28 protein-coding genes and 2 tRNA genes are annotated in these 22,023 nt (G+C 44.8%); 7 read left to right on the top strand and 23 right to left on the bottom strand.

The features are described 5' to 3' along the window. Positions 1-37: 37 nt before the first annotated feature. On the bottom strand, positions 38-700 hold the full coding sequence (gene thiE, locus DMB44_RS07520; RefSeq protein WP_110642379.1) for a thiamine phosphate synthase: 663 nt from the start codon (positions 698-700) through the stop codon (positions 38-40). Next, positions 697-1,743: an AIR synthase family protein gene (locus DMB44_RS07525; RefSeq protein WP_110642381.1), complete on the bottom strand. Its 1,047-nt coding sequence runs from the start codon at positions 1,741-1,743 to the stop codon at positions 697-699. The genes thiE and DMB44_RS07525 overlap by 4 nt, the downstream gene beginning before the upstream one ends. Before the next feature lie 108 nt (positions 1,744-1,851). On the opposite strand from DMB44_RS07525, the gene DMB44_RS07530 reads away from it, so the two are divergent. The 3 genes from DMB44_RS07530 to DMB44_RS07540 are packed head-to-tail and all read left to right on the top strand — an operon-like array spanning position 1,852 to position 5,043. Beyond that, positions 1,852-3,414, top strand: a complete 1,563-nt coding sequence (locus DMB44_RS07530) for an APC family permease (RefSeq protein WP_110642383.1) — start codon at positions 1,852-1,854, stop codon at positions 3,412-3,414. After that, a complete protein-coding gene (locus DMB44_RS07535; protein WP_110642386.1) occupies positions 3,404-4,300 on the top strand; it encodes an ATP-binding cassette domain-containing protein in 897 nt (298 codons plus the stop codon). Before DMB44_RS07530 ends, DMB44_RS07535 begins: the two co-directional genes overlap by 11 nt. Beyond that, positions 4,288-5,043, top strand: a complete 756-nt coding sequence (locus DMB44_RS07540; RefSeq protein ID WP_110642388.1) for an ABC transporter ATP-binding protein — start codon at positions 4,288-4,290, stop codon at positions 5,041-5,043. Before DMB44_RS07535 ends, DMB44_RS07540 begins: the two co-directional genes overlap by 13 nt. 133 nt (positions 5,044-5,176) lie before the next feature. Here the strand turns inward: DMB44_RS07540 and thiD are convergent, their stop codons facing one another. Together thiD and DMB44_RS07550 are read right to left on the bottom strand one after the other, a co-directional pair. Further along, the gene (gene thiD / locus DMB44_RS07545; protein ID WP_110642390.1) at positions 5,177-5,968 is read right to left on the bottom strand and encodes a bifunctional hydroxymethylpyrimidine kinase/phosphomethylpyrimidine kinase; all 792 of its coding nucleotides are present in this window, start codon (positions 5,966-5,968) and stop codon (positions 5,177-5,179) included. Positions 5,969-6,037: 69 nt separating this feature from the next. Next, positions 6,038-6,718, bottom strand: a complete 681-nt coding sequence (locus DMB44_RS07550) for a helix-turn-helix domain-containing protein (RefSeq protein ID WP_110642521.1) — start codon at positions 6,716-6,718, stop codon at positions 6,038-6,040. A 194-nt stretch (positions 6,719-6,912) separates the two neighbouring features. On the opposite strand from DMB44_RS07550, the gene metG reads away from it, so the two are divergent. Both metG and DMB44_RS07560 read left to right on the top strand, forming a co-directional pair. Beyond that, positions 6,913-7,236, top strand: coding sequence for a methionine--tRNA ligase subunit beta (metG, locus tag DMB44_RS07555; RefSeq protein ID WP_110642391.1), 324 nt, complete (start codon positions 6,913-6,915; stop codon positions 7,234-7,236). After that, positions 7,236-8,501, top strand: coding sequence for a replication factor C large subunit (locus DMB44_RS07560; RefSeq protein ID WP_237265363.1), 1,266 nt, complete (start codon positions 7,236-7,238; stop codon positions 8,499-8,501). Before metG ends, DMB44_RS07560 begins: the two co-directional genes overlap by 1 nt. A gap of 148 nt (positions 8,502-8,649) precedes the next feature. Here DMB44_RS07560 and DMB44_RS07565 read toward each other — a convergent pair whose 3' ends face one another. The 4 genes from DMB44_RS07565 to DMB44_RS07580 all read right to left on the bottom strand — a co-directional run bounded on the left by DMB44_RS07565 (position 8,650) and on the right by DMB44_RS07580 (position 10,151). Continuing rightward, positions 8,650-8,817, bottom strand: a complete 168-nt coding sequence (locus DMB44_RS07565; RefSeq protein ID WP_110642395.1) for a preprotein translocase subunit Sec61beta — start codon at positions 8,815-8,817, stop codon at positions 8,650-8,652. Positions 8,818-8,873: 56 nt separating this feature from the next. After that, positions 8,874-9,257 (bottom strand): hypothetical protein, encoded by a 384-nt coding sequence (locus DMB44_RS07570; protein ID WP_110642397.1) that lies wholly within the window; start codon positions 9,255-9,257, stop codon positions 8,874-8,876. A 156-nt stretch (positions 9,258-9,413) separates the two neighbouring features. Further along, positions 9,414-10,001, bottom strand: a complete 588-nt coding sequence (locus DMB44_RS07575) for a hypothetical protein (RefSeq protein WP_153280194.1) — start codon at positions 9,999-10,001, stop codon at positions 9,414-9,416. Between the two features lie 77 nt (positions 10,002-10,078). Next, positions 10,079-10,151: transfer RNA gene (locus DMB44_RS07580), tRNA-Pro, on the bottom strand. 114 nt (positions 10,152-10,265) lie between these two features. Here DMB44_RS07580 and DMB44_RS07585 point away from each other — a divergent pair. Then, positions 10,266-11,090 (top strand): SPFH domain-containing protein, encoded by an 825-nt coding sequence (locus DMB44_RS07585; protein WP_110642401.1) that lies wholly within the window; start codon positions 10,266-10,268, stop codon positions 11,088-11,090. On the opposite strand, the gene DMB44_RS07590 is transcribed toward DMB44_RS07585, so the two are convergent. Genes DMB44_RS07590 through psmA form a run of 12 tightly spaced genes read right to left on the bottom strand, consistent with a single transcriptional unit; the run spans position 11,023 to position 18,152 of the window. Next, positions 11,023-11,742 (bottom strand): rRNA adenine dimethyltransferase family protein, encoded by a 720-nt coding sequence (locus DMB44_RS07590; RefSeq protein WP_110642403.1) that lies wholly within the window; start codon positions 11,740-11,742, stop codon positions 11,023-11,025. The two genes, DMB44_RS07585 and DMB44_RS07590, sit on opposite strands and share 68 nt — an antisense overlap. Further along, positions 11,739-12,287, bottom strand: coding sequence for a DUF655 domain-containing protein (locus DMB44_RS07595; protein ID WP_110642405.1), 549 nt, complete (start codon positions 12,285-12,287; stop codon positions 11,739-11,741). The genes DMB44_RS07590 and DMB44_RS07595 overlap by 4 nt, the downstream gene beginning before the upstream one ends. 13 nt (positions 12,288-12,300) lie before the next feature. Then, positions 12,301-12,612 carry an RNA polymerase Rpb4 family protein gene (locus DMB44_RS07600; RefSeq protein ID WP_237265364.1) on the bottom strand — a complete coding sequence of 104 codons (312 nt, stop codon included), beginning with the start codon at positions 12,610-12,612 and terminating at the stop codon, positions 12,301-12,303. A gap of 2 nt (positions 12,613-12,614) precedes the next feature. Next, complete coding sequence (locus DMB44_RS07605) at positions 12,615-12,911, bottom strand: 50S ribosomal protein L21e (protein WP_110642409.1); 297 nt, start codon at positions 12,909-12,911, stop codon at positions 12,615-12,617. Next, positions 12,911-14,080, bottom strand: coding sequence for a tRNA pseudouridine(54/55) synthase Pus10 (locus DMB44_RS07610; protein ID WP_110642411.1), 1,170 nt, complete (start codon positions 14,078-14,080; stop codon positions 12,911-12,913). The genes DMB44_RS07605 and DMB44_RS07610 overlap by 1 nt, the downstream gene beginning before the upstream one ends. 3 nt (positions 14,081-14,083) lie before the next feature. Further along, positions 14,084-14,221, bottom strand: a complete 138-nt coding sequence (locus DMB44_RS07615; RefSeq protein ID WP_010901701.1) for a DNA-directed RNA polymerase subunit P — start codon at positions 14,219-14,221, stop codon at positions 14,084-14,086. Next, a complete protein-coding gene (locus DMB44_RS07620) occupies positions 14,218-14,460 on the bottom strand; it encodes a 50S ribosomal protein L37ae (RefSeq protein ID WP_110642523.1) in 243 nt (80 codons plus the stop codon). Before DMB44_RS07620 ends, DMB44_RS07615 begins: the two co-directional genes overlap by 4 nt. 5 nt (positions 14,461-14,465) lie before the next feature. Further along, positions 14,466-15,248, bottom strand: coding sequence for an exosome complex protein Rrp42 (gene rrp42 / locus DMB44_RS07625; protein ID WP_110642413.1), 783 nt, complete (start codon positions 15,246-15,248; stop codon positions 14,466-14,468). A gap of 2 nt (positions 15,249-15,250) precedes the next feature. Further along, positions 15,251-15,988, bottom strand: a complete 738-nt coding sequence (gene rrp41, locus DMB44_RS07630) for an exosome complex exonuclease Rrp41 (protein ID WP_369907629.1) — start codon at positions 15,986-15,988, stop codon at positions 15,251-15,253. After that, on the bottom strand, positions 15,957-16,658 hold the full coding sequence (rrp4, locus tag DMB44_RS07635; protein ID WP_110642417.1) for an exosome complex RNA-binding protein Rrp4: 702 nt from the start codon (positions 16,656-16,658) through the stop codon (positions 15,957-15,959). Before rrp4 ends, rrp41 begins: the two co-directional genes overlap by 32 nt. Before the next feature lie 59 nt (positions 16,659-16,717). Next, entirely contained in the window at positions 16,718-17,413 is a 696-nt protein-coding gene (locus DMB44_RS07640; RefSeq protein ID WP_110642419.1) for a ribosome assembly factor SBDS, read from the bottom strand. Between the two features lie 37 nt (positions 17,414-17,450). Next, positions 17,451-18,152, bottom strand: a complete 702-nt coding sequence (gene psmA, locus DMB44_RS07645) for an archaeal proteasome endopeptidase complex subunit alpha (protein ID WP_110642525.1) — start codon at positions 18,150-18,152, stop codon at positions 17,451-17,453. 135 nt (positions 18,153-18,287) lie between these two features. Here psmA and DMB44_RS07650 point away from each other — a divergent pair, with 135 nt between their 5' ends. Then, positions 18,288-19,655, top strand: a complete 1,368-nt coding sequence (locus DMB44_RS07650; protein WP_110642421.1) for an MFS transporter — start codon at positions 18,288-18,290, stop codon at positions 19,653-19,655. A gap of 542 nt (positions 19,656-20,197) precedes the next feature. Here the strand turns inward: DMB44_RS07650 and DMB44_RS07660 are convergent. The 3 genes from DMB44_RS07660 to DMB44_RS07670 form a co-directional block, all read right to left on the bottom strand. Next, a tRNA-Ser gene (locus tag DMB44_RS07660) sits at positions 20,198-20,278 on the bottom strand. Between the two features lie 3 nt (positions 20,279-20,281). After that, positions 20,282-20,866 (bottom strand): 50S ribosomal protein L15e, encoded by a 585-nt coding sequence (locus DMB44_RS07665; protein ID WP_110642527.1) that lies wholly within the window; start codon positions 20,864-20,866, stop codon positions 20,282-20,284. 120 nt (positions 20,867-20,986) lie between these two features. Further along, positions 20,987-21,970, bottom strand: a complete 984-nt coding sequence (locus tag DMB44_RS07670; protein WP_110642425.1) for a kinase — start codon at positions 21,968-21,970, stop codon at positions 20,987-20,989. Positions 21,971-22,023: the final 53 nt, after the last annotated feature.

Genomic DNA, 22,023 nt, shown 5'->3' on the forward strand with positions numbered 1-22,023 from the left:
TCCAATGGAGTAAAAATAAACTTCTATATAAGCATTTCTAATTGGTTCGATCATCGGATCTGCTAGATCGTATCACCGAGTTTTGAAACGCCTCCTTCAGATCTCTAGCTGCAGACCTGGGATCTGGAGATGAAAAAATGGCTGACACCACTGCGATTCCATCAATATCATATCCAGAGAATGCAGAGACGTTCGATCTGCTGATACCGCCTATTACGAACACGGGTATGTCAACGTATCTGTGAATATCCTTCAGGACGCCAATATCGTAAATACCTGCATCCTTCTTTGTTCCTGTGTGAAAGAATGGTCCGAACGCCACATAATCGGCTCCGTTCTGCTCAGCGTATATGGCCATCTCTCTGTCACCATATGTTGAATAACCTATGAAACCGCTGAAAAGCCTTCTGGCCTCCGGCAACGGCATGTCATCCTTACCTATGTGAACGCCATCAGAATCTATCTCGATTGCAAGACTAACGTCATCATCTATGAAGAATGGTATATCATACCTTGAACATATATCCTTGACCTTTCTGGCAACATTCCTCCTTAGCTCCATTGGATTAGTTTTATCCCTGTATTGAACTATATCTACACCACCAATTATGGCTTCCTCTATTATCCTGTAGAATTCCTCACCGAAATAATCCTGAGTGACGAGGTATAGACCGCTCAGTTTCTTGCTTTTATCCCTCATTTCCAGCCCTTCTTCATACCGTATTCAACAGCAGCCCAGAACGGGTCCTTCTCCGGCGGACCGATCAGCTTCTTCTCCTTGCCTGTGAGTATCCTCTCCTTTTTATCATCAGTCATCTCACCGATGATGCTTGCTTCGATCCCCTCACCCTTCAATGCAGAGATCAGATCCTGTGCAAAATTTTCCCTTACGGTCATGAGGAGCGCGCCCTCACTGATCGCCTTCAGGGGATCTATTCCGAAGATTGAACATAAGTCATCTATATAATCGTCTACATGTATGCTTTCCTCATATACTCTGATGCCATTACCAGATGAATCTGCAATCTCGAAAAGTGCACCGAGAAGGCCTCCTTCAGTCACGTCGTGCATTGCCGTTACCCTACTTCTGAGACCGACATTTCTGGCAACCTTACTTTCGTAGACCGTCGTTAATTTCCTGAACAGACCGAAGCCATATGAGTAAGAATCCTCCCCAAGTCTGGATTTTATGGTTTCCGGGAACAACCTTGTTAGCAGAGCTGCAGCCTCAATCCCCGGCGACTTGGTCAGCACTATTCTGTCTCCCGGCTCCGCCATTGAGCTTGTCACGTACTCATCTTCGCCTATGAATCCCATGGCTGTTATACCGCCTATCATGGGAAACGATGTTCCAGCATACCTTGCGGTATGGCCCGTTATGATAGATGTGCCGAATTTTGATGCTTCACTGGTGAATGCTGACCACATTCTTTCGATTTCATCGTCGGTCATGGAAAGCGGTAAATTAAGATCCACGGTCATGTAATCAGGATTTGCCCCAGACGTCAGTAGGTCCGATGCCAGGATATGGTATGCAAACCAGGCGGAATCCTCATAACCGAATATGGGATCGAAATAGAATGGATCCGTCGTAATCGAGAGAACCCTGCCATCGCCGATCCTTATTATGCCCACATCTACGCCGTTCGCTGGCGGAACAACGTCTACATCATGCCTTGCACCAGTTCTGGACAGTATCCTTGATGTGAAGAATTCCCTATCGAGCTTTCCTGGTGGTTCCATGTCTGTACATTGCAGACCATGATAAAACGGTTGTCTGAATTATTAGCAATATGCTAATAATTTTAGTATTCAGTAAATACTAAATAATATTAAAAGATAACTGGCACAATGAATGGCATTGATGGAACCGCAAACGATACAGCAATTAGATTGCACGGAGATGTTGGCACATGGGGTGCTATAGCTGAGGAAATATCTGCGATGGCACCGGCCTGTGATACTGTGGCCTTCATGACGTCCGCCGCCATGTTCGCATTTGTATTGACCCCTCTGGCCTTTCTCATAGCAACGCTTACGATGTATCTCGAGGTAAACACGCTCTACCACCTTTCCAAGCATCATGCCAGTGCAGGAGGTTATTACGGCTACATTTCAACGGCACTTGGTTCCAAGAGTGCCATTCTCTCAGGCTTTCTTTACGTCCTCTATCAGGGTGTAAGCACTGCGGCGATTCCGGTGTACGTAGCTGGTATTCTGCTTCCAGGCGTGGTTCAATACTTCTTCCATATAGTGCTACCAGTATGGATATGGCTTCCATTTGTGGCTATATTCATAGTTGCACCCATAATACTGGCCATAGCAGGGATAAGACCGCAGATGAAATACGTCAGATATGCAGCTGCCTATGAGGTTGCATTCCTTGCGATACTTGGTATCATAATAATAATGCACGCTCCGGACAATACGCTCAAGGTGTTCGATCCATTTGCCTGGTCATCATATAATGCTGAGTTCAGACCGTATGGCGGTCCATTCGCCGGGCTTGGACTTGGGATGATCTTCGGTCTCACCAGCTTCATAGGCTATGGTGGATCTGCACCACTGGGAGAAGAGGTGAGGGTAAAGAGCTCAATAACCAGATCGCTTGTGTTGGGGCTGCTGATAGTGGGAGCTGTGCTCACTGAGGTTGCATATGCGCTCACAGTCGGATGGGGCGTAAACAACATGGCCTCCTTTGCTAATGCTGAGATCCCTGGTGTCATCGTCGCAACACTGTATGCAGGTATAATTGGCGGACTGCTCCTATCTCTTACCGCCTTCAACTCCGCGTTTTCCGATGCGGTGGCCATGCAGGCTAACGCGGGTAGAGTGTACTTCTCCATGGCACGCGACCGGGTAATACCTCAGGCATTTGCAAAGATAAGCAAAAGATTCGGAACGCCATACGTCTCGCTGATCTTCATTGCGTTCATTTCTGTCGTTATGAGCCTGCTAGCACCGTTTCTTGTGGAAATTGCAATGGGATTCGGGCCGTTTTACCTGATAAGCGGCAGGAATTTGCAGAATATTGATAACATACTTGAAGACTCCTTCGATCTGCTCTCTACGATGGCTCTTGTTGGTCTGATATCCGTTCACCTGATGCTGAACACGAGCGTGATGACGCTCTTCAGAAGGCTAAAGGAGACCCATTTCGGCTTCCACAAGATAACGCATCCAATTGAACACTATATACTACCGGCTATTGCCACTGCGGTTTTCATATTCGTACTGTATGAATCTGTTGTGCCACCGGTATTTCCAATAACTCAGGCGGTTGCGGCCGTGGCCGTATACATAATATTCATGGTGTTCTACATAATGTGGCTTTCCAGAAAGCATCCCGATGTGGTAGAAAATGCGGGAAGACGCATCAACCTGATAAGAGAAGAGGAACTCGATGCAAAATGAAAATATCATATTGGATGCAAGACATCTTAATTTTTCCTATCCTGATTTTTCATTGAGAGATATAAATATCAGCGTCCATGAAGGGCGTATATATGGAATTCTGGGTATAACTGGATGTGGTAAGACAACGCTGCTTAAGGTCTTGAACGCAGGCCTTAAGCATGGGAACGGAGAATTGACATGGAATGGCGGATACTACATCGATGTTCTGAACAGAAGAATGCCAAATTTCGTCTATGTACCGCAGTCAGCAGCCGATTCTCTTGATACCATAAGCAACGTGATTGATCAGATCGGGAAGGTATTGAAGCAGAGGAATATAGTAATGGATCAAGATCTTCTGGATCAGTATCTTAACATGATGGGAAAGGACGTCACCATGTTAAAAAAGAAACCACAATTTCTCAGTCAGGGGGAGAGACACCTTTCCGTCCTTCTGATGGCGATCATGATGCGCCCCAGCCTTATAATGATGGATGAGCCCACCACCTCTCTCGACAGCGTTGAGGCGCTTGAATTTCTGAATATTGTTAAGAGAATGGCGCATGACTACCACATATCATTTATCATATCCGGAACTTCGCCCGAGGTGATAACCTATGTTTCCGATTTCATATACGTCATGATGTGCGGTATGATCTTGGAATATTCTTCGGCAGATGATCTTGCCCGTGATCCGCTTCATCCCTATACCCAGATGATTCTCAGGAGAAGGCCTTCGTTGAACACCAAAAATCTCACCTCATTCCGATTCATCTCTGAATGCGGTGATGGTGGATGCCCATTCTTGAACTATTGCCCGCATGTCCGTGACGAGTGTAGATCACCGGTAAATATGTTTCAATATCAGTCAAGGTCCGTGAGGTGCGTCATTTGGAAGAGATAGCCATTTCGGCAGAAGGCATAAACAAAACATATCTTGATAGAGCTTCGATGATGAGGTGGAAGAGAAGGGATATAATAAAGAATTTTTCCTATGATTTCATATCCGGAGTAATATATGGAATAATAGGCGCATCCGGATCTGGAAAGACGACCCTTGCGAATATTCTTGCTGGTTTTGATAAACCTGATTCTGGATCTCTGCTTTATTTCGGAAAACCCGCAGGCCATTCAAACAAAAGTATAAGAAATATCTTTCAGGATACCTTCAAATTTCTTAACCCTCTGAATTCCGTGGATTGGTATATAGAAAGCGTATCGAAGATAGTATCAGATCGGCATATAATGGAAAATTTACTTTACACCGTCGGGCTTGATCCTGAAAGATTCGGAAACATGGAGGTAGAAAAGCTGTCTGGAGGACAGCGTCAGAGACTGGCATTTGCAATGGTAGTGGCGCAACGCCCTGATGTTCTGATACTTGATGAGCCATTCTCCATGATAGACCCACCCAACAGCATGGTGCTCTTCTCCGTCATGAAAAAATATCTGAAAGGAAGCACTGTAATCTACATAGATCACAATCTAGACAGAGTAGCATATCTCTGCGATCATGTCATCGCCTTTGATCATGGGAATATCATAGAAGACGGTGATACTTATTCCATATTCAGGAAGCCGAAAACAGAGTACGTAAGGAAGCTGATGGATGCGAGCAGATCGATATCCTCGCGCTTAAATATATGACATGTTGCCACGTATCATTATCTAATCTCGCGATATGAATAAATAAGAATGGATAAAAATTATTGAATGCTCGAATAAGTCATCGTTCATATCGCTTAGGTAGAAATATCCAATGCCTCAACTGAAAGATGTTTCATTTTGACCCGTACTGCCACCAGTGACACAGTGAACCGTATCCCTGTCCTGTTTCAAATGAATTTCTTATGGCCCCTTCAACATATTCCTTTGCCATACGAACCGCCTCTATTTCACTGTAGCCCCTGATCATGTATGAAACTATGGCTGAAGAAAGAGTATCTCCAGTTCCATGCGTGTTCTTTGTTCTAATCCTTGAACCCGGGAATTCATGGAAAGAGCTTCCATCATACAGCACATCCAGAGGCGCTGATTGAAGATGCCCTCCCTTCACTAAGACATGAGATCCTGTTTCATTGTAGATCTTATCTGCTGCAGAATACATATCGTTTGAATCTCTTATGCTGATGCCAGAGAGAATCTCAGCCTCGGGTATGTTTGGTGTGACCATGGTTGATATTGGAAGAAGCTTCTTTATGAGCGTCTCTATTGCATCCTCCCTCAGAAGCCTGGCATTACTCTTGGAAACCATCACAGGATCAACGACTATAACCGGTACGCCGAATTCAGAAAATTCCTTCGCCACTACCTCTATAATTTCGGATGAGAAGAGCATGCCTGTTTTGGATCCATCTACCCTTATGTCCTTGGCAACGGTCTCAAACTGCAGCTTCACAAAATCTGGTGGCACAGGCATTATTCCGGATACCTCATATGAGTTCTGTGCCGTGAGTGCAACTATAACGGACATTCCAAATACGGAGAGCGAGTTGAATGTTTTGAGATCCGCCTGAATCCCAGCGCCACCACCGCTATCTGAACCCGCAACGGTGAGTGCATGTGGTATCATATTTAGTTAAATACAGCATAACCTAAAAATGCATGTTTTTCATGTTCATGATTACATAATGGCGAAGCCCTATCTGAGCTGTCCCATTACGTGGGAGACGGCCTCCGGGCTCATGTTAGTAACCAATAGCGGAATATTTTCAATATCTGCAAGTTTTATGGCAAGATCATCCACGTTATCTGGCTGTATGTAAACTACGGCTGCCGGCTTCAGTGGATGCACTCTAATGGCTATCATTGGGCTCCTTCCGAATTTTACGTCCGTGAAAAATATGGCTCTCTCCGATGACCAACCGTATAGTCTGCTGTATTCATAATAAGAAAAGGCAAGTATCGCCTTTACGCCATCCACTATCGTGTATCCGCGTATATCGCGGTCTATCGATACATGCGATACATTTGTTCCATTTATGGTCCTTATCGCCTTCTCCAGTGGAACGTCCCTATCATAATCCTTTATATCGATAAGTGCCTCTGAAGGCACCCCACTCTTGTATTTCTTTATGATGTAGCCGCCTCTCCGTTCATCTATCGTTATCAGAGCGTCGACTATCTTCCTCACAGAGGCGATGCTCGGGAACTTTCTTCTTCCGGTTTCATAATCACTTATGACCGATGGAGACTGGTGAAGAAAATTGGAAAGCTCATGCTGGGATATCTTAAACTCTTCCCGCCATTTCCTGATCGTCTCAGCTGGAGAATCAGAAAGCGTTATTTCTCCTGCTATCTTCTCTCTTAGTTCAATATCCATGATCATGCTAACATCAGGTTGTATATAGAATTGCCGAATGTTGATTCGACATGAAACGTATAGACTGGCAGTTCAATTATTACAATATTAATATGATTGTTCTAAATAATGCTGATAGATGATATTTATCTTGATGCTATATGCCTCATATATGCCATAGCAAAAATTAAGATTGATAATAAATTAGGGGCACAATGGAAATAGATATCAATTATTTCAGACAGCTCGATATAAGGGCCGTTAAGGTTGTTTCTGCTGAAAAGGTGGAAAAATCCAGAAGCCTGCTTCGTCTGATCGTCGATCTTGGGGGAGAGCAGAAGCAGATAATATCCAGCATAGCAGATTACTACAATCCATCAGATCTTGTGGGTAAGACGATAATAATACTGAACAATTTAAAACCAGCAAAGTTCATGGGCCTTGAAAGTCAGGGTATGCTTCTGGCAGTGGATAACGAAGAAGGAGTGAAACTGCTGACAGTTGATGGCGAGGTAAAACCCGGATCGAAGGTATCCTGATGTCGTGGGCAGATAAATATAGACCCAGGAATATAGATGATCTGATACTTAATTCTGAAATAAGAAAGCAGATAATAGACTGGATAGAGTCCTGGAAAGAGGGCATACCGAAGAAGAGATCGCTGATACTCTATGGATCTCAGGGTACCGGCAAGACAACAACAGCCTATGCCATAGCGGGTACACTGGGTGTTCCCGTGGTGGAGATGAACGCATCTGATCAGAGAAATAGAGACAGCATGAAGAGTACCGCACTCATGGCCTCTCTCTACGGCGATCTTTTCGTGGACTCAGAGAGGAGGCCATCAAAGGTGATTCTGATAGATGAAGCAGACAACATGTTCGAGAGAGGCGGCGATACCGGAGGCATATACGAACTTTCCAGAATAATAAAGAATTCAGCGAATCCGATCGTAATAACGATGAATGATATCTTTGAATTCAGAAAGAAGAACTATGCGTCTGATGTTGTATCGAATTCCCTTGTGATAGAGATGAAACAGTACGCCAGAAGACTCGATAGGAATTACAATGAATTCCGCAGAAACATAAAGGCAAGATTGCTGTTCATACTGAAGAATGAGGGATATACACTTCCAGATCAGGTTGTTGACAGAATAATAGATAGAAACATGCCTGACATACGTAGCATGATAAATGATCTCGAGGCTTCCGCTGTGTCCGGTACAAACATAAGTGATCAGAGTGCGAGGGATGTACCTGAGATAGTTTATTACATGGTAGATAAGGCCTTCAAGAGAAATTACGATGAAACACTTAGATCGATCTATGGATCTGATATCGATGATTCATATTATGTAAGCTGGATAGATGAAAATTTGCCGATGAAGACCGCGGATATGAAAGATCTTGCATCTGCCTATGATCTGATATCTTATGCTGATCACATACTGTGGGCAATGGAAAGAAAGAGACATTATGAGCTAATGGCATTTCCAATGGAAATAGCTGGTGGAGTGGCATACTACATAGAGAACATGAGGCATGAATACGTCAAATATCAAAGCCCGTCTTACATCAGCCAGATGTCGAGAACAAAGGAAAAGAGGCATAACATGACTTCTCTCGCACTTAAGCTTGGACTTCTGGTTCACATGAGCGCAGAGAGAACAATGGATTATCTCTGGTTCTATAGCCTGATCTATCAGAAGAATGATACGCTGAGAAATCTCATTAATGACAAACTGAATCTGAGCCAGGGTGAGGAGAGCATTCTTTCAGATCTCTCTTCCACTTCAAAGTAAGAATAAATATGAACAAATTCTAAATTTTTGATTGACCAATATTAATTTCGTATATGGAAGGATGACAATGATCGTCCATATCTTTTCAAAATCCAAGATGAAAATTTTCAAAGACGTATACTGATTGTTACTATGGACAAAGACATGATCATGGTGGCCAGAATATTTTTGCCAGTTCAACTATGATCGCAACGGCTATACCCATATACACAACCAGCTTCGGATCAAGTGCAGGACCCTTTATCTCTTCCTCCTCAAAGTATCTAATAAGTCCAGCACCGGACTGAAAACCCTCAGTTTTCCTATCTGACGCCATCAGCGATCCTCCTCAAGATCAGAAATGAATATTTAACTCTATCGAATTATACGGCTTTATTTCTTAGCCTTCTTGATCTGATACAGGATCATCTTGTCGTAATCCACCGTATATCTTATCTTTTTGGATTTCAATATTTTCTCTATTTCTTCTGTTTTTTCCCTTACTTCATCGCTCACGACACCACGATAAAGTATCATTTCCTTCCTGTCGAGTGGAAAAACCAGCTTATACTTTGCATCGTCCTTGATATAACCCAGAGGCTTTTTGTTCTTATGCATCTCCTCCAAATTCAACTGAAGCATAACCTGATCGAACTGCTGATCCTCGGGGTTTTTCTTATTTTCAACAACCATAGAATAAATATCGGGAAAAGCCTTTTCTAGTTTGCTCCATTCGAATTTATCGTCAAAGATTATATGCCCACTCCAGGTCTTCATCTGACTAAGATATACTGATCTTGTACAAGAATTTTCAGATCGAGAATGGCACGGACACGAACTTATCTTTTCAATTTTTACATTATCATTACACAGGACTTATAGCCTCTTTTATGATGAATACTCTTATCCGATCTAATCCATTGTTTTATATTTTCAAAGATTCATATTGGACATATCCATAAATTGCCATTGCGGATATTGTGAATAGACTTTCATTCGAACTAAATTCCAATCGTCTCTGCTGGCAGGCACTGGATTCATAATGCTGGAGGGTCTTCCTCTTGACATTGCGTATCCCCATTTGAAGCCTGCTAATGGTATGATCATCCTATATTCTTCAGTGTTTGATAGTGCCAGAGGACAAAGAAAGGTATATGCGTTCCATCTTATGATACGTGGATCATTCATGCTAGGTGCATCATAAAATTCTGGTTTATATCCATAATAACAGAATGGATTTGAGAATTCCTGGAATTGTTTTGCAATGTCAACTGAAAAATCGGTCTCACCACCGCCCACATCGTGCGATATTACTTGGAACCATCCAAACATGGCCTCATAGCCAGGGCCTTCAAATACAATATCTGAATGTATTACTGGAAATCCCTTGACCATATCATCGGTAAATCTCTTATCTATTGCAGAGAATCCTGAAGAGAGGACGCCATGATTCTTCTTAATCATAACTCTTAAACACACAGCATATCCATGATGTGTGAATTCGATCCTAATACCGTTCAATTTTCATGATGACATAATATTATATCTCCTTCTTGGTTTCATTACTTTACTGCTTTCTCCTCTCAACGAATTATTTATGGGGCCGTCCGGATTTGAACCGGAGTCTCAGGCTCCCAAAGCCCGTAGGATACCAAGCTACCCCACGGCCCCTTAACGTCTGAATAATAAATGTATTAATAAATTTGAGCCTGGGCATACTATGAATGTTTATATTATCTTTGAAAAATTACGAAAGTCTATATATTACATTTAATATACTAACACATGACCGGATTAGACATATTACTGATCATAATAATCATAATAGCATTGATAATACTCCTTTCCGGAATTCATGTCCTCAAGGAGTGGGAAAGAGCCATAGTTTTGACTCTGGGCAGGTATACAGGTATCAGGGGCCCGGGGATAATATTCATAACGCCCATAGTCAGTAAAGGAATGTATGTTTCAACCCGTATTCAGCCTGTTCAGTTTAAGACGGAGGCAACGTTTACCAGAGATAATGTGCCTGTAAATGTAGATGCAATAATGTACTATCAGGTGGTCGATCCGCAGAAGGCTGTGCTGAACATAGAGAACTATTCAGTGGGTACAAATTATGCTGCGCAGACCACTCTTAGGGAGGTCATAGGAAAGTCCATGTTCGATGAACTTCTGTCTGAGAGGGAAAAGATAGGTGAAACGGCCAGAGAGATCATAGATCAGAAGACTGAGGCCTGGGGCGTCAAGGTCGCATCGGTTGAGATCAGGGACGTGCTCGTCCCATCGCAGCTTCAGGAGGCCATGTCCAGACAGGCTTCTGCCGAGAGGGAACGCAGATCAAGAGTTACGCTTGCTCAGGCTGAGGTGGAGGCAGCGCAGAAGATGGTTGAGGCTTCTCGCCAATATGTGGAAAATCCGATAGGGCTTCAGTTGAGGTGGATGCAGATCATATACGAGGTTGGCCTCGAGGGTAAATCATCCATGATCATGGTGCCTTCGGAGGTTCCGGTTGCTGGTTCCACGTTTTCAATGTTCGGCATCAACGACGTGTTGAAAAGCCGGACTCATATAACAGCCGGACAAGATCAAGAATCTCAGAAACAGTGAGATTTGATGGTCTCTTATCTCCCATTCCAGGCGGATAAACATCAAAAATATTCGATAATTTTTTCCTCTTCTTTGAGAACATTTCTATAAGAACACCGTCCAGAAAGTCCATTGGATATGGCTCTTCGTATTTTTTCTTTTCCAGTACGAGTATGGCAGAATCCACTTCCGGCTGTGGATTGAAATTTCTCTTGCTTACATATCTCTTCAGTTCGATCCTGTATCTGACATAAGCGTTGACATAGAGTCTTGACATGTCGTCAGGCAATGCTATCTTTTCAGCGAATTCCTTCTGCACCATTATGACTGATCTTTTAAAGTTGAATTCATAGATCTTGAATATTATCGGTGAAGATATGCTGTATGGGATGTTGCCGATTATGTAGTCGTAGGATCCAGGGGCCATATCAAGAAAATCCATATTTATCAGATTCAGATTGTTTGCCTTTAGAGCCTGCAGTTCGCCGTATATATAACGATCCTTCTCCACGGCCGTGACGTTAAACCCACGTTCAACCAAAATCTTGGTCAGTACGCCATGACCTGGGCCTATCTCAAGAACCGTTCCGGGTTCTCCAAGCAGATCAACCTCATAGCTGGCGATACGCCTGCTCTGCAGGAAGACCTGCCCCATCCTTTTGCTGTACCTCATTTTGCAACAAAGAGCTTGTATTTTTCGAATCTATCCTTCAGCTCATCGATGATCCTGTTCACGATCATCTTCTGTGGATTGTGGATGCTCTTCACCCTTTCTGTGAGATCGGCAAATGAAGTAAAAGGTTTCTTTTTTCTTTCTTCGAGTATTGCCCACATCGTCTTATTACCCAGACCGGGTAAAAGCTCAAGACTATGAAGCCTGGCATTGATAGGCTCCGCCTTGTTGAAAAACTCTATGAACCTGCCCTCCTGCTTCGAGACTATATCCTCAAGCACATAGGGCAGTTCGCTCTGCGCGGCGCTCGTGAGGTCCTTATACATTATGCGCCTTCTGACAGAGAGTATCTTTTTCCTCATCTCAGGATTCTTGCCAATGTAAACCTTCTCGCCCACAGTTATGATCTCGTTTGGTTTTGGGATCAGCTCTAGAAGTTTGAATTCTGTCTCACCTATGGCGAGAACAACAGGGCTGGATCTGTATGACCTGTCATCAGGTCTACCCTGAGGTAAATAATCCAGAACATATGCATACTCTTCCAAAAGATCACTCCCTTCAGAACCTTAGCTTCTTAAGGTAGTCGGTAAGGGCATTTAAATTTTCGTCGGTTATCATCACGCCATAGGTCGACAGAATGGCGGTGAGTTCGCCGGGAGTTTCCGGCTTCAGGTCAAGAATCTTCACCAAAGCCTTCTCAGGAATATCCACTATCGATAGAATATCCTCTTTGACCTTCTTTACCTCCTTCGGATCTATTTTGGCAAATTTTTCCGCATAGCTCAAATTTTCCTTTTCGAGATCCGTAAGTCCTTCCCTACTCGATAAAAGGTCTATTACCTCAGGTATGCTGATGTATCTCTTCTCCATGATCATCCTTTAATCTTTTTGAGGTGAACCGGCGAAGCAATCACATATTTTGTAAGGCTGTCTACCTTCACCGCAACCTTGTAGCAATCACCCTGTTCTCCCTCAACGATACCGGTGTATCCCTGGAACCTGTGGTATGGCATACCAGAATGAACGGATGGCTCTATATCTATTGCTACGCGATCACCGGGTTCGAATTCCTGCATGAACCTACCGATCAGTGATCTTTTCCTTTCTTCTGCCGATCTTGTCAGCTTCCTTCGTGATCCGGATCTCGGACCATGCGACATCTTAACCATTAATCTTCACCTCTGCAGATCTTTATCACATCCAGCTCCTTCACATTCAGCGGCGCACCGTACATCTCGCTCAAAGACGGCTTTGTTCGCCCATCATCCCCGCTCACGAGTTCCTTGATATACGTTCCGGCATCAGCCGAAATGATTATCTCCGCTTCATTTCCAGATACTCCAACGAGATCGATGCTATCTATGCGTCTTGTCCTTATCAGATCAGATCTGCGCTGGGCAACTCTTAATGGTGTTCTCTGATAAATATTTTTTCCGTTGAGTTCGGCGCATGCCTTTCTGATCCTCTCTTCATCTATTAAACCGTCGGAAACGATGAGTGCATCATACACCTTTTTGTGATTTTCAAGTTTTATTCTTGAAACTGTATCCTTGTCGGAGAATGAAAGATCGAATATTTCTATACCCCTATGGTACTCATTCACTTCTCTGGCCACCTGATCCAGATCAAATTCCCTTCGTGCTGGATTCTCCAGTTCAAGCACAAATTCTCTCCCGTTTCCAAGCATCCTGACGTCCACATCCTCCCTTCCAGATCCATGGAGATAATAATTTGTGCCTCCGGAATGCCTGATCATGACGGAACCTATGATGCTCTCCACAGTATCGCCGTCTGGTCTGTGTATCCATCTGGTCTGTGGCATATCCCTCCTGAACTTCCTGTATTTTCCATATACGTAAATGCTTCTCAGCTTTATCTCCACAAAGAGATACTCTGCATTGACAAGGATAGAGAGATCAGGATCGTCCTGCCTGTATTCCGTGCCTGTCTTCATCGAGAAAAACTTGCCGAACTCCCTGTTGAATTCCTTCTTTATGCTTTCGCCAGACGAACCGAATTTCCTCTGCATCTCTTCTTCCATCATCATAGTATCTTCAGGGAATACCGATCCGACGAGAAAGGTGCTGAACTGTGCATCGCCCACCTTTTTCATCACAAGACTGTAAATATCATCAAATTTTTTAAAAATACCATGGCATAATTTGCATTTATCTTCGTCGCAGAAAGAAAAATCAGGATTTCCAAGTTCGCAGCCAATCGCAAACTGCAGATAACGGCCTCTTTCCACGTTTGTCAGGCCATGCCCATGGTAGGCGAAGATCCTACCAGCGCATCTGCTGCAGATATTATAGCTGGCCAGTTCCGCGAGATGGAACATGGTCTATCTTGCTTTTATCGTCTTTTCGATGCTGGGCCTCTCCTTAACGAAAACCCTGGATCCGCATTCACACTCGATCTCAGCCGATCCCATGGTTTTTTCCAGAGGCCTGCCGCATCTGACACATTTATACTCGGTCATCCCTCTACCACTTTTATCTCATAGGCCGGTGTATAGGATCCGCCGGCAAACTTATAACCGCAGTGCCTGCACTGCCATATACCGGATGCAACGCGTTTGACCCTCTTCTTCTTGCAGGATGGGCAGGTGTAAACTGCAATCTTCTGCTTGTATATCTCGCTCCATTCCTTTCTTATCGTCACACCGTATCTTGGCCCGAATCTTCCTGCGACGCCTACCTTGACCGTTCTCTTTGACATGATCATCACCTGAAGTATTTCTCCCTCAATTTTTTACCAACTTCGAGAGACATCTTGACAGCTTTTTTAACATCTTCGACAGTGAAAGCTCCTATTTCACCTTTTTGCATCGCCCTTATATGGTTGTCCTCGGTCGTGGTGACAGTTATCCTGCCACCGCATATCTGGTCCTCTTCCAAACTAGGATCGCAGACAAGCGTATCACCTATTTTTACCATCGTTACGGATATGGGGATATTCGACACAGGTAGCTTGAAGTCCTCGCCGCCCTCCTTAGATGCTGGAACCACTGCGTTGCGCAGAGCTGCCACCGCTGCGATCGTGCTCGCATCGATCAGGTTCCCGTCATAGTCCAGGACGTTTATGTCCAGAAAGACTATCCACACCTTCTTGCCCTCCTCTATCACCAGCTTATCTGGGCTTATCATCTTGCTTTCCCTTATTCCCCTGTCAACGACCCTGGAGACCTCTATGGCCAGGTCGTTTGGAGGGCCGGCTTCAAAGCTTGGGAAGGCTATGGGTAGAAGCTCAACGTTCGTGGTGAGCACACCCTGATCCGGTGTATCAGGGAATGGCTCTCCTGATTCTATCTTTACTCCCGCCACAACGCGTGTATTTCCCAGTGCCACATATGCAGATCCGTTGGCTCTGGGTATATAATTCTCTATGATCGTCAGTTCTCTGAACTCATCCGGCAACCTTCCATCGATCCTCTTGCCGCCCTTCATGGTGCTGAGTATGTAGTTCTTTCTTATCTCCGACAGGATTTCAGCTGATTCCTTAACCATAATCACTCACCTTCTCCTATATCCTGTATCTTATACTTGTTGAGCAGTGCCTCTCTCTGAAGCTGAGATATTCTCTTGGTTGCCTCGAATATCATATCCATGGCCTGGTACAGTTCATCCTCTGTGACATCCCCATCCATCTGCATAAGGACAATCTCCCCTGTCTTTGGCATTATGGCTATGGGTATATCAGCCTCTCCAAAGTTATCCTCCTCCTTTGAGAGATCCAGGACCATGTGACCGTCAACCTTTCCGGCTGTGCATCCAACAACCATATCCCGCATGGGTACTCCAGCATCGGCAAGAGCCACCGTTGCAGCTGTGAGGCCTGCTATCCTTGTACCGGCATCTGCCTGAAGCACTTCGATGTACACATCTATCTCAGCTCTTGGAAACTGCTCAATCATTATTGCAGAGCTGAGCGCCTCTGATATCACCTTCGATATCTCCATAGTTCTCCTATCTGGGCCGGGCCTCTTCCTCTCGTCAACGGAAAAAGCCGCCATGTTATACCTAGCCTTGACTATGGCGTGATCTATATCCTGCGAGTGCTTCGGATAGGCCTCTTTTGGACCGTATACACCAACCATTATCTTATTTCCTCCCCACTCTATGTAAGCAGATCCATCTGCCCTGTTTAGGATTCCAGCCTGTATCTTTATGGGACGCAGCTCGTTAAAGGATCTGCCGTCCAATCTCAGATTATCTTCATTGATCAGCTTTATCTTGTTGGCTTCCATTCTTTTCACCTTTCAGTTCCTTCAAAAAACTCTCTACACGTGCAGTGAGACCTTCAGTATGGGCCTCTCTTTCTATCATCTCTATTGCGGCTATGGCCATCGTCACGCCCTCTATGGGACCATCGATCCATATGAGCCCATTCTGCCCGATTATTATGCGCGTGGCTGTAAGCTCCTTTACCATGTTCACCATGCCGCCACCTTTTCCTATGACTCTGGGCACGCGCGAGGCATGTATTAGAACCATGTGCCCACCTTCAAGTTTCTTCAGACCAGGCTCCTTAAGGGTAAGCCAGCTTTCCTTGATCTCGTTGACACTCATTATTTTGGCATAGATGTAATCGCCTGAGTTCAGATATCTCTTCAGATCCCCCGAGGACATACGCCAAGGCGTGTCGTTCATGTGAAGCATGGCAAAGTAGGGCGAATTTATATCGACGGTCCATGTGGATGGCCCGACCTCTATAACCTTGCCTATTACCTTATCGCCCTTCCTGGGGATATACTGTCCCGAGAACGGCACGACGTCCACAAACTGTTCATTGACCTGAAGTGTTCCGAAATACTCGGAATAATACCTGTTGTCCTGCCCCCTGTATACTCCGTTTCTCATCTTCCCCTGAACATCGATCGGATCTCCGGGCAGCACTATTTTTTTAACGTCTCCCAATTAGTACACCTTCTCTTTAGTTTTGAAACTCTATTGTAATTTTCATAATATACTTTCGTTTATTGTTTTATGATCTTTATCTGTACCTTATCTCCTCCTCTCCGGGATAGGTTCTCTATTATATCACCCTGTATTCCAGCCGGAACCTCAAGTACGCCCATCCACGAGCCATCCTTGCCCCATTCCTCCTTGACTATGTAGCCTGATTTTGCAAGTTCTCCATACAGTTTGCCGTAGGCATCGCCTATAAGCCTGACAGCTATTTTTGCCTTTTCGAGCCTGATCGGAATGATGGGCATTATGGCCTTCAAAACACCCTGAACCTGTTCCTCGGCAGGTTTGAATGGATCTATCTTGACCTTTGCCTCATCCATCGCCTGCGATATTCTGTACGGTGTATGTGGTGTATTGGTCTGTGGATTTATGCCTTCACGCGCTATCAGGTTAACGATCTGTTTCCGACGCTCATCGTACATCTCTCTCCTCTGCTCAGTGGTCAGCTGTATCTGTCCCTTCTTGACTATCTCGATAGCCACCTGCGCTATGTCAGTGGTTTTGAACGCCTCTTTAAGGGATTCTTCGCTTGCCTTTTCACCCTTTCTGACATCCTTGTATACTTCAGGGAATGCAAGATCGTTCTCTATGTCAATATTGCCTTTTCTAATACGTTCTATCGCATCCGGATCGACAAGAATCTCAAAATGGTATCCATGCGACTCAAGACGGGCTACGATGGCGTCTTCAACCTTAACCATGCTTGGTGAATTCCTTTAAAAATAAAAATATATCACATCAGAGGAATTTTTTAACCTCCTCCTGATCATATATCCTGTATTTTGAGCCGACCGTTATGGATGCTATTTCCGGTGCCTTCAGCTCCTCTCCCTCTTCCAGGGATGATTTCAGCGCCTTTATTCCCAGCGTTACAGCCTCCTTTTCGCTGAGGTTTTCCTTGTATTCCCTCTCCAGATAGCTTACTACTGCATCCTTTCCTGCACCGATCGCGGTTGCCTTGTATTCATTGATGGTGCCAGCAGGATCACAGTCGAAAAGCCTCGGGCCTATCTGATCTATGCCGGCAAATATCAGTGATACGCCGTATGGCCTCACGCCGCCATACTGGGTATACTGTTGCATCTGATCTGCCACCCTCTTCACCAGATTCTCTATATTCACGAGGGATCCATATGTAACCTTCTCCTGCTGCGCGCTGATCCTCGCAAAATCAACCAGCACTCTGGCATCGGCCACAAGACCAGAGGTCACTGCGGCGACATAATCATCTATAAGCTGTATCTTCTCCAGGGAATTCTGCTCTATAAGTCTGCTTCTTATCTTCTTGTCTGATATCAGTATCACGCCGTTAGCGAATTTCATACCAAGTGCAGTGGAACCTTTCTTAACAGCCTCCCTTGCATACTCAACTTGAAACAGTCTGCCATCAGGTGAAAATACCGTAATTGCTCTATCGTAAGCCATTTGGCCCTGTTGCATATTATCTCCTCCAGCCACTATAATCAGACGAATAATAAAGATTTCTTTTATCATGAAATTCGAATAATTGAAATATACTACTCTATTATGAGTAATTACTCAAATATTTTTATATTCAGCGGAAATCACATGTTGATGTTTGACGAACTCGACTCTCGCAGAATCACACTCTTCCAAATAAAGAGCGTCATTGTAAGCGGAATAGGCATATTTTCTGATTCATACAATCTCTATGCCATCTCGCTTATATACTATCTTGTCTCAGCATCGCTAAGGCTCAACCCCATTCAGGCCTCCTTCATGACATCCGCATCGTTCATCGGTGCTGCATTAGGCGCCTTTCTGTTTGGCTTTATTGCAGATAGGATCGGCAGGAAGCCAATGTACGGCATTGATCTTGCGTTCATAGTCGCTGGTTCCTTTCTGCAGATTTTCACCACTAACTTCTACGAACTTGTCATATTTCGATCAATACTGGGTTTTGGAATAGGCGGAGACTATGTGCTTTCTCCCGTGATTATGGCCGAAAACGCTGATACAAGGGATCGCGGCAAGCTCATGATAATGACTTTCCCCATAATGGCGGCTTTCGGGGCCATGCTGGTGGCATTTGTTGATCAGATCTCATTAATGTACATGCCGCCGGATATGGTCTGGCACTTCGTCCTTGCCTTCGGCGGAGTTCCTGCGCTTCTCGTCATTTATCTAAGAAGAAAGATCCCAGAAACGCCAAGATTCGAAGCCAGAGTCAGAGGAAATGATGAGGAGATCGCGAGAATAGAAGCTGAAACAGGATCTTCAATAAAGGTTGATATAGACAGGAAGCCTTTTATGGCCAGGCTCCGCGCATCAATAATGCTCATAATCGTTTCTGCGGTGCTCTGGATACTATACGACATGTATTCTACTACCTTCGCCATATACGGACCTATAACGATTGCATACAATCTGGGCCTTACACCAATAACCTTCACATACTATGCTGAGATCTTTGCCGGTATACCGGGTGCAATAATATCTGCACTGCTCATAGACCGCGTTGGAAGGAGAAAACTTATCATAGTTGGTTATGCAGGCGTGTTCTTGTGGCTTCTCATGTATTCGCTCCTGCTCTCGAAGTCGTTCATATTTTCGGCTCTGGCATCTGACGTCACAACAACGGGCCTCATAGGAAAGGCTGCCATTCTAGGCTTCACCTTCTACATAATGAACTATCTGTTTTCAGCCACCGGTCCGGCATCCATAATAGGCGGTGCCATGGTGACTCCTGAGATAACACCAACAAAGGTCAGAACAACATCTCAGGGTATGACTGTTGGCCTAGACAGAACGGCAGACGCTATTGGTTTGACCGCTTTTCCAATACTTCTGACGAAATTCGGACTTTCTGCCATGGTCCTGGCGTATGCCATGATCGCCATACTCTCTATAATAATGATATTCATGATACCTGAAGCTGCCGGAAGAAGCCTTGAGGATGTATCAAGGGATCTTGATGCGTGATCCTCTGTATATCGGCATAAACATCAGGTCTCAGAAATACTTCACTAATATTCTAAACTCTTCTTTTCATATATTTGTAAAAACCCGGAGGGACTTGATTATTATTTTTGAATATAATCGGGGAAGGGTATCTAAGCTACCATCAGCGCTTGTTCAGAACGCAAGAGACACGACATGTGCGGCTTCGAACTCCATGCGGTTTTAAACGCCTCAAGGAACATCGAAGTGCCCGGTACATCTGGGTACTTCAGGCTGATGTCAGCCAGCCGATCGCTGCGGTTCGATGAAACTCCACTCAGGGGTGGAGGGGGGACTAGCAACAAGCTCCGAAGCTTTAGCGAGGAGTGGCTGACAATCGCTTATAAATATTATATAATGCATATAAATATTTCAATCAGAGGAGCTGTACATCGCATGGCTGAAGCTGTTGGGACTTACAGCTTCCAGCAAGCTCGTAACTCCTCTTTAAAAGCGCATATCCATATCGCATTGAAACAGCAATTGAACTTTATCTTCTTGATCGGAATAATTAAAATATAAAGCGCCGCGGGGGAGATTCGAACTCCCGATCCACAAGGGAACCAGCTCTCAAGGCTGGCGCCGTACCGCTGGGCCACCGCGGCAAATTATCTTCTTAACCTGCCGTTTGACCTTATGGAAGGCCTGCTCTTGCTGGAACCCTTCCTACCAGTCCTGAGGCCTCTCACCTTGTAACCAGCAGAGGTAAGACCCCTATAAACACGACCCTTATTCTGCGGTTCAGATATCCATGATATGTGCATGTCATTGTACACGTTGGGATGGGATCTGTCGACCAGTATGACCTCAAAGTATTTGTAAAGCCCATCCTCACCAACATAATAGGAATTCAGGACTTCCATATTCGGGTATTTGTCCGCTGCTCTCTCCTCCGCTATCAGCTTGAGGCTCTTCTTCCTCGTGAGCTTGTTGTAGGCTAATCGTCTTGGTCTCCTGCCGCCCATTATCTTTTCTCTGTTGCTTCCGCCACGCCTAACGCGTGATCTGACAACTATGAATCCATCCTTGCTCTTGTATCCAAGAGATCTGGCACGGTCAACACGCGTCGGATGATCCACTCTGACTATGGCCGGACCATGCCTCCACTCTATCATCCTCTTCTTCTCTAAATCGTAGATTTCAGATTTCTTTAAACTTTTCCACTCGTTGCGTACAGCCTGATATAGACCAATGGATGACATTGAATTCCCCTTGACTTTACCCCTAATCAATCCGGCATTATATAAGTTTGCCCATGTTTGTTGGCAACCTACCGAAACAATTACGAACCCAATCTTATGATATGTCCTATCTCAGCGTATCATCCTTGTTCCTGACTTGTCAAATGATGTTCGGACCACGAAATTCGATATTCTCATGAGCCTCTTCTGAAGACTGTTCAGATTTTCCGGCCTGCACATGACGAGGACAAAACCCTGAGAACCTCCGCCCATAAGCCTTGCCGCGTCTGCTCCACCAGAGAGCGCCATGCCTATGATCCTATCGATACGATCGTTTGTTATCCTGGAACCCAAAGATTTCTTTATCTCCCATCCCCGGTTTATCTGATGGGCAAACTCCTCCATATCATTGTTGACCACAGAATCCCTCAGCTTCCTTGCCACATCCTTCATCTCGAGAAGTTTCCTGTCCGTTTCCTCGTCACCCATCTCGGACGCTTTAACCTGCTCCATCAAAACCTCTGAGCTCTGTCTTGTTTTTCCAGTGTAAACCAGGAGTATTCTCCGCTCTAGTTCATTCGCGAAATCATCATAACGACCTAGATCTTCCTTCTTCATTCCGTCACGGTCAAATTCCATGTACTTGAAGCCGCCAAAAGCTATGGCATAGGGATCCTGCTTCCCAAGAAGAACATGGAAATGATCCCTCTCAAGTCTATACGATTCCTCAGCCAGCGTCTCCCTATCAACATTTCTTCCGATTACGGTATTAACAAGGTTCATGAGCGCTGAGACTGCTGCGCTGGAGGAACCAAGACCGGATCCGGGCGGAGCATCGCCGGACATTATCACACGACCTGTACGTATACCTGAATCGCTTAGGAAGTCCGCCATCATCTTTGTGACGCTCACCGGTCTATGCATGTTCACTATATAGCTTCTCACGAAATCCCTTGAAGATAATTCGAGCTGATATCCGTCCTCTATATAACGAACAGATACCCCTCTATCTATGGTCGCATTGACAACAGCACCACCGTATTTTGATAGAAATGGCTCAACATCGGTTCCACCACCGCCAAACGTTATGCGAAGAGGGCTGTATGAGATATACACCGCAGATGATTCAAATCCGGATTATTAAACTCTTGCCAGATAAGCTGACATTC

Origin of the sequence: Thermoplasma sp. Kam2015 (assembly GCF_003205235.1) — an archaeon.
Lineage (GTDB): Archaea > Thermoplasmatota > Thermoplasmata > Thermoplasmatales > Thermoplasmataceae > Thermoplasma.